Origin of the sequence: Streptomyces sp. NRRL B-1347, assembly GCF_000720325.1 — a bacterium.
Lineage (GTDB): Bacteria > Actinomycetota > Actinomycetes > Streptomycetales > Streptomycetaceae > Streptomyces.
The window spans coordinates 18990-31755 of sequence record NZ_JOJM01000018.1 but is presented as its reverse complement, the minus strand read 5'-3'; the positions used below and the strand labels follow the sequence as shown (position 1 = coordinate 31755).

Sequence of the window (12766 nt, the reverse complement as noted above, 5' to 3'; positions counted from 1 at the left end):
GTGTGCTCAGGAGGTGCTGGTGCGGCGGGCGGTGCGGCCCGAGATCTGCACGCGGTCGACGGTGCCGGTGGCGGCGTCGCGGTGGAAGCGTCCGCCGGGCTCGCGGCGGCCGGTGGCCGGATCGACCAGGTCGCACGTCAGGTCGGCGTAGCAGACGAGGGGCAGCGGAAGGTCGCCGTCCACGGACAGCGCTGGGGAGCCGTCGACGTCGAGGGTGATGCGGTATTCGAGTGCGCCGTTGCGGTAGGTGCCGACGCACTCGGGCAGGGCTATGGGTTCGCCCCGTTGCGCGGGTGCCGGAGCGGTCGGCACGCGCACGCCGGTGAGCCGGGTGAGGTCGTCGGCGAGGTCGTGCCACAGGGCGGTGGCGCCACCGGCGTTGCCGGTGAAGGCGACGACCACGCCGCTGTCGGGCTCGGCCCGCAGGTGGCAGGAGGTGCCCTGGGCGTTCCCGTCGTGGCCGCACCACCGGCGGCCGTCCTCCTCGAACAGTGCGACGCCCAGGCCCCAGGCGTCCGCGAGGACTCCGGGGTCGGCGCCGGGTACGGGGGTCCGCATGAGCGCCGCCACGGCGGGCGGCAGCACGGCGGACCTGCCTATCAGGGATCTCCCGAGGGCCGCCAGGTCCTGGGCGCTGGCCAGCAGGGCGCCCGCGGGTGCTTCGACGGGGGCGAGGTTCTGCCGGGCCGGGCGCAGTTGTCCGGTCGCGGTGTTCAGGGCGTGGCCGACGGCGGTGGTGCGGGCCCCGGAGTCCTCGCCCAGGTGGGCGGCCGTGGTGCCGAGCGGCTCCAGGAGCAGGGCGCGGACGGCCTCCTTCCAGGTCATGCCGGTGACGGATTCGATCAGCCGTCCGGCGGCGACGTATCCGGCGTTGGAGTACGAGAATCCGGTGCCGGGGGCGAACAGCGCGTCCTGGGGGGCGCAGACGCCCGCCAGATAGCGCGAGACGGTCGTGCCCGCGGCGGCGTCCGAGTCGGGTCCGGTGGGCAGTCCCGCGGTGTGGCTGAGCAGGTGCCGAATCGATACCTCAGGTAACACGCGCAGCTCGGGCAGCAAGGAGCTCGCGGGGTCGTCGAGTTCCAGGTCGCCGTCGTCGGCGAGGAGCATCACGACGGCGGCGGTGTAGACCTTGGTGACGGATCCCAGGGGCACGGCCGTGTCCGCGGTGAACGGAGTGCCGGTGGTGGCGTCGGCGGTGCCGGTGTGCACGCTGACCACGTCGGTGCCGGTGTCCACGGTCAGGTGGGCACCGGGGACCCGGTGGGTGCGCGCGAGCACGTCGAGGCGGTCCTGCAGGACTTCGCGTAAGCGGGACGGCGACCGCTCGACGATCGTGGCGGCGGTGGTGTACGGCATGACGAAGTGGCTCCCGTTAAACAGTGGCTCAGGGCGGGTGGCGCGCCGACCGGCGGGCTCCGGGCCGGACGTGGGGGCGCGGGGCTTACGGTCTGACGACGTCGACCGGCAGGTGGCGGACGCCGACCAGGACGGCCGGGTTCTGGTACGTGACGTCGTCGTAGGTGGAGACGGAGAGGTCGCGGAAGCGGTCGAGCAGCATCCGCAGGGCGATGCGGGCCTCCAGGCGGGCGAGGGGCGCGCCGAAGCAGAAGTGGATGCCGTGGCCGAAGGTCAGATGGGGATTGGGGCTGCGGGTCACGTCGAGGACGTCCGGCTTGGTGAAGCGGTCGGGGTCGCGGTTGGCGGCGCCCAGGTGGGCCATCACCAGGGTGTTGGTGGGCAGTTCGTGGCCGCCGAGGACCACGGGCCGGGTGACGCGGCGGCCCAGTTCGGGGAAGGGCGGCAGCCAGCGCAGCACTTCCTCGATGGCGTCGGGCAGCCGTCCGGGGTCGGCGCGCAGGGCGGTGAGCGTGCCGGGGTTGCGGTCGAAGGCCACCAGGGCGTTGCCCAGGAGGGCGGTGGTGGTGATGTGTCCGGCCACCAGGAGCAGGGCCACGAACCCGACCATCTCCTGGTCCTCCAGGCGGACGCCGTCCACCTCGGCGGCGATGAGCTTGCTGATGAGGTCGTCGCCGGGCACGGCGCGGCGGCGGCGGATGTGGTCCAGGACGTAGCCGTTCATCTCGCGGACGGTCGGCGCGATGGCTTCGAGGGCGCGCTCCAGGTCGGCCATGTCGGGCGACTCGCCGAGCTGGTCGCCGCCGAAGAGGGTGGCGGCCCACTCCTGGAACAGCGGGTGGTCCTCGGTGGGGATGCCGAGGAGTTCGGCGATCACGATGATGGGCAGCGGGTAGGCGAGCGCGTCGACCATGTCGATCCGGTCGCGGTCGGCCGCGGCGTCGAGGAGGCGGGCGCAGATGGCCTCGATGCGCGGTTCGAGCCCGTGCACCACGCGCGGGGTGAACGCCTGGCTCACCAGGGTGCGGAACTTGCGGTGCTCGGGCGGGTCCATGCCGACGAAGTTGCCCTGCCTGAAGGCTTCGAAGTCCTCCTGGGAGGGGGCGATCGGGGTCATGTCCGAGGAGTACGTCGCCGGGTCGGCGAGCACGGCGGCAACCCCTTCGTGGTTTACGACGTGCCACACCCCCTGCGCCTCGTCGTGGCGCACGGGGCCGGTCTCACGCAGGGACCGCCACTGTTCGGTCAGCGTGTCGAACAGTAAGTGGTCCTGTGCCGATGTGCTGTTGGTCGAATTGCTGGTCACTTCTCTCCCTTGGGTGGGGGGATGCGCGGGCACGACGAAAGCAGGGGGTGGGGCGGTCGCTCTGGCTGAGTCGTCTCCGGCACGCGGGGCGGGACCGTCCTGTGTCCCGCACGGGTCGCGTGTCCACGCGTGGGCCGCGGGGCCCCGCGGGGTGGACGCGGCGTGTGGGCAGGCCGATGGAGCGTCCGTCACGGTGGGCGGGCAGGCCCTAGCGACGGGCGGTGTCCTCACCGACCCGCACGCCTGCCATCCGCCGTCACCGGGGCCGCTTGGCCTGGCTCAACACGTCCGCCCCATCGCACTTCGGCTTTCCGTCCGCCCTTGGGCGAAGGGCGGCACCTGTTGTGCGAACCAAGCCGACATCACTCATCCCCCAGTGAAACGATCCTCGCGGCTGTGCGCGAGATTTCCCCATGCTCGTGCGAATAGGTGGCGCGGACCCGCGAAGGCGGGACTCCCAGCTGCGGACGACAACGTACGCACATCCCATGGATGCGGTCCTGCGCTTTGCACCACGCATATTCAGAGCACCCTCGCCACAGTCTTCACGGTGGGTCACTCGATAGCAACCCCCAGAAGTTGAACGGAGGGTGCTTCCGCCGTCTGTTTTGCGTAACCGCCGAGTAGCTTTCGAACGGTCTTGTTCGCTCCTCAACAATCCGATGCGGACCGCCGCCACGCGTGTGCCCCGCCGCCCCTTGGCCAAACACCCAACCATAGAAATCGCCCCCTTCCGCCCGCCCGCATCCGGCCAGCAACCGCTCCCACCAGGCACGGTCACTGATCTCCGGCCATGAACGACTGCCGCCATGGAAGAGGGTGACCGAATTCGTACCCTCGCCGCCCACTTCGGCTCCGTCCCACGACATGGACCGATCGGGGATGTCCGACCGCAGGAGGCCCCCTCCGGTCTAGACATCTTCGTGGCCGAATTCCATAGGGGGCGCACAGGGGCGCACGGTCACGCATTGTGCGCGGGCGCACGCTTCCAGCAGAAACCACTTTCCTTCTCCAGGTCCGCGGAATTCTCTCCGGTTAACGGCGAATGTCGGGTTAACGACCAATGCCTTGGCCAATGCTTGGGGTATGCATGCGACGAAAGAAGATCTTTTCTCGCTTCGCGACGGCATCGGCGTAGCCGATTAGGAACACGCTCGGCGAACCGGGTACGTCGGAGTCATCGAGCAGGTCGTTCTCGCACCACCTGGGCTTTTCAGCGGGCTCGGCCCGCCGGAGCCCGGCGCCCTCGGGCGCCGGGCCCGGTGTGAACGCAGCGTGCCCCCGGTACGGCGAGCGACGCCACGGGCAGGGGGGTGAGCAGCCGGTCCGTGCGGGCGGAATCGGCTCACCTTGCACATGTTTCCAGCCGATTCGGGGTCCTGACGCGGAGGGACGGGTGTGGCTGCACATGCTCAGGGCACGAGCGGTGCCCGAGGGGCGGGTGCCGCGTCCGCGGACAGGGGGGTCTTCAATGAACAAGGGACGACGCACGGCCAGACGGGCCGCGATCGGGGGTGCCGTCCTCGTGGCGGCGGTGCTGGGCACGACGCCCGCGTCGGCGGCGGACCGGGGAGCCGCGGCCGACATGCCGGGCTTCATCGATCCCTCGGATCTGCCCCCGGACCCCTTCTCGGACTGGTACTTCTCGAGCTTCCCCACGGACGGGCCGTTCTGGCCGCTGTGCGTGACGTCGGCGCTCCCGGAGACCGACGTCTGGTACGCGACGTACTCCACGCCGGAGACCGCGGGGGCGGCGCAGCTCGCGGTGACGTTGCCGACGGAGGCGGAGGCCGTGGAGACGGCCGCGCGGTTCGAGTCCGAGGTCCGGGGCTGCAAGCAGCGCATGGAGCAGGAGAATCCGAACCGGCCCGTGACGTTCTGGGACCACGGCACTCTCGACGTGGAGGAGGGCGCCCATGCGTACGGCGTCGGCTTCGAGGGCGGCTGGGGCTATCAGAACCAGCTGATCTCGGTGGGCCGTGACGCCCGTACCGTCACCGTCGTGACGTGGGAGAGCAACTGGGGCGACCCGCCCGTGGACGCCTTCAAGGGCACCACGCGCACGGCCGTGAACAAGCTGCACTGAGCAGTGGGGGCCGGGCTCCGAGTCCGGCCCCCTTCCCGCGCGGCGTCGCGCTTCCTCGCGTCGTGGAACACCACCAGCGCGTCGGGTTCGGGGCGGCGGCCGACTACGTACTGCTGGGGCAACTACGTACTGCTGGGTGAGGGGTTGCGTCGTTCGCGCGTCGGTGGTGCGGTCGCTGCCGCCCGTGGGCGACCCGCGATGTCCCCCGTCACCTCCACGGCACCGCTCTCCCGCAGTTGGCGGCGCAGTTGCTCGAGGCCCCGGCGCGCGTGGCTCTTCACCGTCCCGAGCGGCCAGCCCGTGACCACGGCGATCTGCGGCTGGGTGAGGTCGTCGTAGAAGGCGAGCCTGAGGACGCGCCGTTGCGCGGGTGACAGACGGCTCACCTCGTAGCCGATCATCACGCGGTCGAGCACGGCCTCCGGATGGTCGTCACGCCGGTCCTCGCGTGCGGACGGCACCGTGGCCGCGCGGGCGACGAGGTCCGCCCGGCGCGCGCGGGCCGCGAGAGCGTCGGCGATCTTGTGGCGGGTGATGCCGACGAGCCAGCCGGGGAACGTGCCCCTGCCGACCGTGTAGCCGGCGCGCGCCCGCCAGGCGGCGAGGAACACCTGCTGCGTGACGTCCTCGGCCTCGCGCGCGTCACCGAGTGCGCGCCGCCCCCGCGCGTGGACCAGGGGCCCCCAGCGGCGGAAGGCGGCGGCGAGGCTGTCCTGACTGCCGGACACGAAGCCCCGGGCGATGTCCTCGTCGCTCAGCGGCCCCTCGGCCTGCTCCGGGCCCGAACGCCGTGGGCGCGGCGGTGACGGTTCGGTCCCGCGCGGACCACGGACGTCGGGGGTTCGCCGGGCGGTGTGGGGGGAGGGCATGCTGCGGCTCCTTGAGCAGGGGACTGCGGCTGCGCGGCGCGCGGTCGGGCCGCTCGGCCGACCGGGGCGCGGGGTCCACCTCGGGAGGGGTGCGACCGGGCTCCCATCGTCCGCAGGCCGCATTCGGCCGAGCAACATGCGTCGTTTCTGCGTCGTATGGTGACGGCGTGGTCGACAACCAGCAGGAGGAACCGGACGGGCCCGACGGCGTCGCCGTGACGACCGGCGCGCTCGCGCGGCGCCTGGGCGTCTCGCCGACCACGCTGCGGTCCTGGGACCGGCGCTACGGCCTGGGCCCTGCCGTGCGCGCGGACGGCCGGCACCGCAGATGGAGCCGGAACGACGTCGCCATGGTCGAGGCCATGTGCAGGCTCACCGCCACGGGTGTGCCACCGGCGGAGGCCGCCCGCCTCGCCAAGCAACGCGGCCGCGGCCCGGCCGAAGGCACGGTGACGGGAGTGTCGGCCGCACCGGTCCCCGTACGCGTCGACCGTGCCGGGGGCGACCGTGCCGGGGGTAACCGTGCCGGAGGCGACCGCGCGGAGGGTAGCCGTGCCGGAGGCGGCCTTCCGCTCGGGAACGTGCGGCAGGAGTCCAGAGGCCTGGCCCGCGCGGCGGTGCGCCTCGACGCGCCCGAGGTGCAGAATCGGCTCAACGCCCTGGTCAGGGCCCACGGTCTGACGGTCACCTGGGACGAGGTGATGGTGCCGACCCTGCGGGCCGTGGGCCGGAAGTGGGCGTCGTCCGGGGACCGTTACGTAGAGGTCGAGCACCTGCTGTCGTGGCACATCTCGACCACGCTGCGCAGCGCCCCGCTGCTCGTCCCGGCCCGCCCCGCCGTCGACGCCGCCCCCGTGCTGCTGGCCTGTGTGCCGGACGAGCAGCACACCCTGCCGCTGGAGGCGCTCCACGCCGCGCTGGGGGAACGGGGCGTGCCCACGCGCATGCTGGGCGCCGCCGTTCCCGTGGAGGCGCTGCTCGCGTCGGTGCGCCGCGTCGGCCCGGTGGCCGTGGTGCTGTGGTCCCAGGCGCGTTCCACGGCCAGCGTCCCGCTCGCCCAGCACCTCACCGCCATGGAGTGGGGCGTGAAGGGGGCCCGGCGGAGCCCGGCGGTCCTCACCGCGGGCCCCGGCTGGGCGGGCCGAGCGGTGCCGGGGCTCGTGCGCTGCCACGGCCTGGAGGACGCGGCGTCCACGCTCTGCGGGCTGTACGGCGACCTCCTGGGCCCGCCGCCCACCGCAACGCGGGCGGCGGGCGGCTGACGGCCGTCACGGCCACGCCCTCGCGGCGGTCCTCGTGGGGACCGGCCCCGTCACTTCTTCGGCATCAGAACGGTGTCGATGAGGTACACGTGCGCGTTGGCGGTCTTCACGTTGCCGCACACGACGTCGGCGGAGTCGTTGACCTTGTACGACTCCCCTGACCCCGAGGTGCTCAGCTTGCTCTTCTCCAGGGTGGCGAAGGACCCGTCCTCCAGGTCCGCGGGGGTCAGCCTCTGCCCCACGACGTGGTAGGTCAGGAGACCGGTCAGCTGCGCCTTGTCGCTGAGGACCTTGTCCAGGTCCTTCTTGGGGATCTTGGCGAAGGCGTCGTTGGTGGGCGCGAACACGGTGATGTTCTCCGCGTTGTTGAGCGTGTCGACGAGCCCGGCCTTCTTGACCGCGGTGACCAGGGTGGACAGGGCCGGGTTGTGGGAGGCGGCCGTGGCGACCGGGTCCTTGGCCATGCCGTCGAAGCTGCCCGCGCCGTCCTCGGGAACCGAGGAACACGCGGGACCGAACGGTTCGTCGGCACCCTTCATCGCGTCGTCCGCGGCGTCTTTGCTCGCGCCCTTGCTCGCGTCGTCCCGCGCGGCGGTGGACTTCTTGCCGGAAGCGCCGTCCTGGCCGTCGCCGTCGTCCGAGCAGGCGGCGAGGGTCAACGGCAGAACGGCCGCGGTGGCCAGGGCGAGGGCGACGCGGCGGATGCGGAGGGTGCTGCTCATGATCTGCTCCTCGATGGAGGGTCGGGGGAAGAGTGGGAGAGGTCCGGGGGGAAGCGGAACCGCTCTCCCGCTCCGTACGCCGGTGATTCGGAGCTGCGGGCGATTCGGCTTGGCCGTTCACCCGAAGAGATCAGTCCGTTCTCGGTCCGCGCAGGTCATCGAGGTGCTGCCCGCAGGGCTCGGTGGCGCCCTCCCGGGTGCCCCACCCGTGGTGCGGCACCAATCCGCCCGCGGGAGCGGCTACGGATGCCCGGCATGAGCGATGAACTGAGAACCTCGCGGCTCCGGGCGGTCCTGCGGCTCGGTGCCTTGGGCGCGTTGAGCGGGCTCCTCGCGGGCTACGTGGCCCTGGCCGTGGCCGAGCTGGTGTCCGCCGGAGTGCGGCCCGAGGCCGGGCCGGTGGTCGCGGTCGGCGGCGCGGCCGTCGACCGGACCCCGGCTTCCCTCAAGCTGTGGGCGATCCGCACCTTCGGCACGCACGACAAGCTCGTCCTGCAACTGGGCATCCTCGGCGTCCTGGGCCTGTTCGCCCTCGCCCTGGGGGTCCTGGCCGCGCGGCACCGGCGGGTCGGCTCCGCGGGCGTACTCCTCTTCGGAGCCGTCGGGGCGCTCGCCGCGACCGGTCGTCCGGACTCCGCGGGCGCGGCGGACGCGCTGCCCTCCGTCGTCGGTGCCGCGGCCGGCGCCGCGCTGCTGTACGGGCTGGCCGGACGGCTCCGGCCCGCGAAGCCCGCTGGCGAGTGCCCCGCTGACGGACACGCGGGACCGCGAGCGCCCTTGGCAGCGGACGAGCAGGCGTCCCCGGAGGACATCGACGTACGGACCGACGTCCAGGGGAAGGGCGTCGGGGATGCCGGGTGGGATCGTCGCGGGTTCGTCATCGCCGCCACGGCCGCTGCCGCCGCGGCGACGGGCGCCGGTCTGCTCGGCCGGGCGCTGCACGGGGCGAGCGGCGAGCGGGCGGCGAACGCCCGCGACCGGGTCACCCTGCCGCCGCCGTCCTCGCCCGCCGCCCCGGTGCCCCGGGGAGCGGCGCTGCGCGTGCCGGGCATCAGCCCGTTCACCACGCCCAACGCGGACTTCTACCGGGTCGACACCGCCCTCGTCGTGCCCAAGGTCGTGGTCTCGTCCTGGAGCCTGCGCATCCACGGCAAGGGCGTCACCCGTGAACTGCGCCTTTCCTACGACGACTTGCTGCGCATGCCCCTCGTCGAGCGCGACATCACGCTCACCTGCGTGTCGAACGAGGTCGGCGGCCCCTACGCGGGCAACGCGCGCTGGATCGGCGTGCGGCTGGAAGGGCTCCTCGCCCGCTGCGGCGTCGAGCCGCCCTCCCGGGGCGGCCTCGCCGATCAGCTGGTCGCCCGCTCGGTGGACGGGATGACCCTCGGCACTCCGGTGGAAGACGTCCTGGACGGCCGCGACGCGATGCTCGCGCTCGGCATGAACGGCGAACCGCTGCCCTTCGCGCACGGCTTTCCGGTGCGCATGGTCGTCCCCGGCCTCTACGGGTACGTGTCCGCCTGCAAGTGGATCGAGGACATCGAACTCACCACCTTCGACGCCTACGACACGTACTGGGTCAAGCGGGACTGGGCGCGGAAGGCCCCCGTCAAGACCCAGTCCCGCATCGACACCCCCAGGCCCTTCGCCCGCCCCGAGCCGGGCACGGTCGTGATCGCCGGGGTGGCGTGGGCCCAGCACCGCGGCATCGACAAGGTCGAGGTCCGCGTGGACGACGGCCCCTGGCGGCGGGCCGACCTCGCCGCGGAGGACACCCGGGACACCTGGCGCCAGTGGTCCCTCCCCTGGACGGCCACCCCCGGCAGCCACACGCTGACCGTCCGCGCCACCGACCGCACCGGCACGACCCAGACCGAGGAGCGCACCCGCACCATCCCCGACGGCGCGAGCGGCTGGCACTCCGTGCTCGTCACCGTCGGCTGACGCCCGTCGGCGCGGTCAGGCGGGGAGGTCCACGAGCGCGACGGGCGGTGAGGTCGGCTCCGGCGAACCGCCCGCGGGCTCCACGGTGATGCCCATGCCGGTGGCGTCCCCGACCGGGCCCTTCATCAGGGTCGCCGTGGCCGCGCGGCCGGGGTCCATGAGTCCGGCGGAGCGCATGGCGCCCTTGTCGTCGAACCACAGTTGGTAGACCTTGCCGCGGGGCGGTTCGGCCAGGCCGGACGTCAGGAGCGCGGCCCGGTCCCGGCTGCCGGAGACGACGACCGTGGCCCTCGCCCCGCCGGGGAGCTTCGCGGTACGGGCCCGCGCGTCGGGCGCGGCCAGCAGGGCCGCCAGGTCGTCCGACCGCTCCTCGGCCCGGCGTGCCGTCTCGCGCGCCGCGTCGGCCTGGCGGTGCTGCCAGACGGCGGCGCCGCCCAGGGCGGCGGCCGCGGCGAGGCAGGCGGCCAGTGCCCAGCGGGGCGCGCGGCGCGTTCGGTACCACGCGCCGCCGGGCGGTCCCGGCCGCTGCCGGGGCGCCTCCTGGCGGACGGTGGTGATGCGCCGGAGCACCTCGTGCTTCATCTCGGGGCGGGGCGCGACGGCCGCCGCGAGGCCGAGGCGCGCCGCGGCGGCCGTCAGTTCCCGCACCTCCTGGGCGCAGGACGGGCACCGAGCCAGGTGCTCCTCGAAGAGGCGCCGCTCGTCGTCGTCCAGGGCGTCGGCGGCGTAGGCACCGGTGAGCGTGTGGGGGTCCACGCCGATGGTCATGCGCTCACTCCCAAGCAGTCGCGCAGCCGGATGAGTCCGTCGCGCAGGCGGGTCTTGACGGTGCCCAAGGGCAGCGAGAGGAGTTCGGCGACCTGACGGTAGGTCAGGCCGCGGTAGTAGGCCAGCGTCACGGACTGCCGCTGGACCTCGGTGAGCGCGCGCAGGCACCGGCGGACCTGCTCGCGCTCAAGGCGGGTCTCGACCTGCTCGCTGACCTCGTCGTACTCCGGTGTGTGCGTGAGCAGGGCCGCCTTGCGCTCCCGGGCGGTGGCGGCCTCCTCGGAGCGGACGCGGTCGATCGCGCGCCGGTGCGCGAGGGTCAGGACCCAGTTCATGGCGGTGCCGCGGTCCTGCCGGTAGCGCGGCGCGGTGCGCCACACCTCCACCAGGACTTCCTGGGTGACCTCCTCGGACTGGGCGTGGTCGCGCAGCACGCTGCGCACCACCCCGAGGACGGGGGCGGTCACCGCGTCGTACAGGGCCGCGAACGCCTGCTGGTCTCCGCGGGCCACCCGGCCCATCAGCTCTTGGAGGTCGGGGCCCGGTGCCGCCCGGGACCCGATGTGCACGACTTCTTTCACGTGATGGCCTCCCGGACAGCGGTGGATGTTCTTCCGTATTCCGGAGCCGACGGCCTCGTGGATTGGCCCGTCACCCGTGCAGGCGCCCGCGCCGGGCGCATCCATCGGGCTCGTTCGCACCGTAGAAGTGATGACGGACGCGCGAAGTGCTGACGGACGCGCCACGGTGACGATGGACGAGCGAGCAGGCGAGCGGCGGGAGCCACGATGAGCGACGACGACACCACGGCGACCGGGCCCCGGGCGGGCGGTGGCCGGACCTGCCTGGTGACCGGCGCGAGCGGATACATCGGGGGGCGCCTCGTCCCGGAACTGCTCGACGCGGGCCACCGCGTGCGCTGTCTGGCCCGTACCCCGCAGAAGCTGCGTGACCATCCGTGGGCCGATCGGGTGGAGGTGGTGCGGGGAGACGTCACGGACCCCGCATCGGTCGCGAAGGCCATGAGCGGTGTGGACGTGGCCTACTACCTGGTGCACTCCCTGGGCACCGGGCGCGGTTTCGAGGAGACCGACCGGCGCGGCGCCCGCGTCTTCGGGGAGCAGGCCCGCCGTGCGGGGGTCGGCCGGATCGTCTACCTGGGCGGGCTGACGCCCGCGGCGGTGCCCGAGCGGGAGCTGTCGCCGCATCTGCGCTCCCGCGCGGAGGTCGGGCGCGTCCTGCTCGACTCGGGCGTACCGACGGCCGTGCTGCGCGCCGCCGTGATCATCGGCTCCGGCTCGGCCAGTTTCGAGATGCTGCGCTACCTCTCCGAGCGGCTGCCGGTGATGGTCACCCCGCGCTGGGTGCGCACCCGGATCCAGCCGATCGCCGTGCGCGACGTGCTGCGTCTGCTGGTCGGCTGCGCCGACCTGCCCGCCGACGTCAGCCGCGCCTTCGACATCGGCGGCCCCGAGGTGCTGACGTACCTCGACATGATGCGGCGGTACACCGCCGTCGCCGGTCTCCCCCGGCGCCTCATCCTGCCCGTCCCCCTCCTGACCCCCGGCCTGTCCAGCCACTGGGTGGGCCTGGTGACGCCGGTGCCGGCCCGGATCGCCCGCCCCCTGACGGAGTCCCTGCGGCACGAGGTGGTGTGCGCCGAGAACGACATCGCGCGGTACGTGCCCACCCCCGATGGCCACCCCTTCGGCTTCGACCGCGCCGTCGCCCTCGCGCTGCAACGCGTCCGCGAGGCCGAGGTCACCACCCGCTGGTCGTCGGCCGCCCTGCCCGGCGCGCCCAGCGACCCCCTCCCCACCGACCCCGACTGGGCGGGCGGCAGCCTCTACACCGACGTACGCGAACGGGAGACCGAGGTCGCGCCGGAGGCTTTGTGGGACGTCGTCGAGGGCATCGGCGGCGAGAACGGCTGGTACTCCTTCCCGCTGGCGTGGGCGGTGCGCGGCTGGCTTGACCGGCTGGTCGGCGGCGTCGGGCTGCGCCGGGGCCGCCGTGACGCGCGGCGGCTCAGGGTGGGCGACTCGCTCGACTTCTGGCGGGTCGAGGAGATCGAGCGCGGCCGGCTGCTCCGGCTGCGCGCCGAGATGCGCCTGCCGGGGCTCGCCTGGCTGGAGATGCGCGTGGACAGTGGTGGGGCCGGTGCCGGGGGCGTGCGCTACCGGCAGCGGGCCCTGTTCCATCCGCACGGTCTGCTGGGCCAGCTGTACTGGTGGAGCGTCTCGCCCTTCCACGCGGTCGTGTTCGGCGGGATGGCCCGCAACATCGTCCGTGCGGCCGAGCGCGCGACGCCCCCGCCGATCGGGAGCGACGCCCACCGCCCGGACGCGGCGCCGCCCGAGCCGGGCGCCACGGCACCGCATCCGCGGAGCCGCTTCCGGCCGAAGCCCTGAGTGTCCTCAGCGGCTCCGCGCCCACCGAAAGAAGCTGAC

General features: G+C 73.3%; 10 protein-coding genes. 4 read left to right on the top strand and 6 right to left on the bottom strand.

All coding sequences use genetic code 11. The features are described 5' to 3' along the window. Window positions 1–6 precede the first annotated feature (6 nt). Together IG74_RS0117490 and IG74_RS0117485 are read right to left on the bottom strand one after the other, a co-directional pair. Window positions 7–1356, bottom strand: a complete 1350-nt coding sequence (locus tag IG74_RS0117490; RefSeq protein WP_030677330.1) for a serine hydrolase domain-containing protein — start codon at window positions 1354–1356, stop codon at window positions 7–9. A gap of 85 nt (window positions 1357–1441) precedes the next feature. Further along, window positions 1442–2662, bottom strand: coding sequence for a cytochrome P450 (locus tag IG74_RS0117485; protein ID WP_051854973.1), 1221 nt, complete (start codon window positions 2660–2662; stop codon window positions 1442–1444). Between the two features lie 1471 nt (window positions 2663–4133). Here IG74_RS0117485 and IG74_RS0117480 point away from each other — a divergent pair. Continuing rightward, window positions 4134–4748: a hypothetical protein gene (locus IG74_RS0117480; RefSeq protein WP_051854972.1), complete on the top strand. Its 615-nt coding sequence runs from the start codon at window positions 4134–4136 to the stop codon at window positions 4746–4748. Between the two features lie 122 nt (window positions 4749–4870). Here IG74_RS0117480 and IG74_RS0117475 read toward each other — a convergent pair whose 3' ends face one another. Next, entirely contained in the window at window positions 4871–5617 is a 747-nt protein-coding gene (locus IG74_RS0117475) for an RNA polymerase sigma factor (RefSeq protein ID WP_063761255.1), read from the bottom strand. Window positions 5618–5784: 167 nt separating this feature from the next. Between IG74_RS0117475 and IG74_RS0117470 the strand changes: the two genes are divergently transcribed. Further along, window positions 5785–6879 carry a MerR family transcriptional regulator gene (locus IG74_RS0117470; RefSeq protein WP_051854971.1) on the top strand — a complete coding sequence of 365 codons (1095 nt, stop codon included), beginning with the start codon at window positions 5785–5787 and terminating at the stop codon, window positions 6877–6879. 50 nt (window positions 6880–6929) lie between these two features. On the opposite strand, the gene IG74_RS0117465 is transcribed toward IG74_RS0117470, so the two are convergent. Further along, on the bottom strand, window positions 6930–7601 hold the full coding sequence (locus IG74_RS0117465) for a fasciclin domain-containing protein (protein ID WP_030677302.1): 672 nt from the start codon (window positions 7599–7601) through the stop codon (window positions 6930–6932). Between the two features lie 255 nt (window positions 7602–7856). Here IG74_RS0117465 and IG74_RS0117460 point away from each other — a divergent pair, with 255 nt between their 5' ends. Further along, window positions 7857–9548, top strand: coding sequence for a molybdopterin-dependent oxidoreductase (locus tag IG74_RS0117460; protein ID WP_030677298.1), 1692 nt, complete (start codon window positions 7857–7859; stop codon window positions 9546–9548). Between the two features lie 15 nt (window positions 9549–9563). Here IG74_RS0117460 and IG74_RS0117455 read toward each other — a convergent pair whose 3' ends face one another. Both IG74_RS0117455 and IG74_RS0117450 read right to left on the bottom strand, forming a co-directional pair. Then, window positions 9564–10316 (bottom strand): anti-sigma factor, encoded by a 753-nt coding sequence (locus tag IG74_RS0117455; RefSeq protein WP_030677295.1) that lies wholly within the window; start codon window positions 10314–10316, stop codon window positions 9564–9566. Continuing rightward, entirely contained in the window at window positions 10313–10897 is a 585-nt protein-coding gene (locus tag IG74_RS0117450; protein WP_030677293.1) for a sigma-70 family RNA polymerase sigma factor, read from the bottom strand. Before IG74_RS0117450 ends, IG74_RS0117455 begins: the two co-directional genes overlap by 4 nt. Before the next feature lie 207 nt (window positions 10898–11104). Here IG74_RS0117450 and IG74_RS0117445 point away from each other — a divergent pair, with 207 nt between their 5' ends. Further along, window positions 11105–12727, top strand: a complete 1623-nt coding sequence (locus tag IG74_RS0117445) for an SDR family oxidoreductase (RefSeq protein WP_078868838.1) — start codon at window positions 11105–11107, stop codon at window positions 12725–12727. Window positions 12728–12766 lie beyond the last annotated feature (39 nt).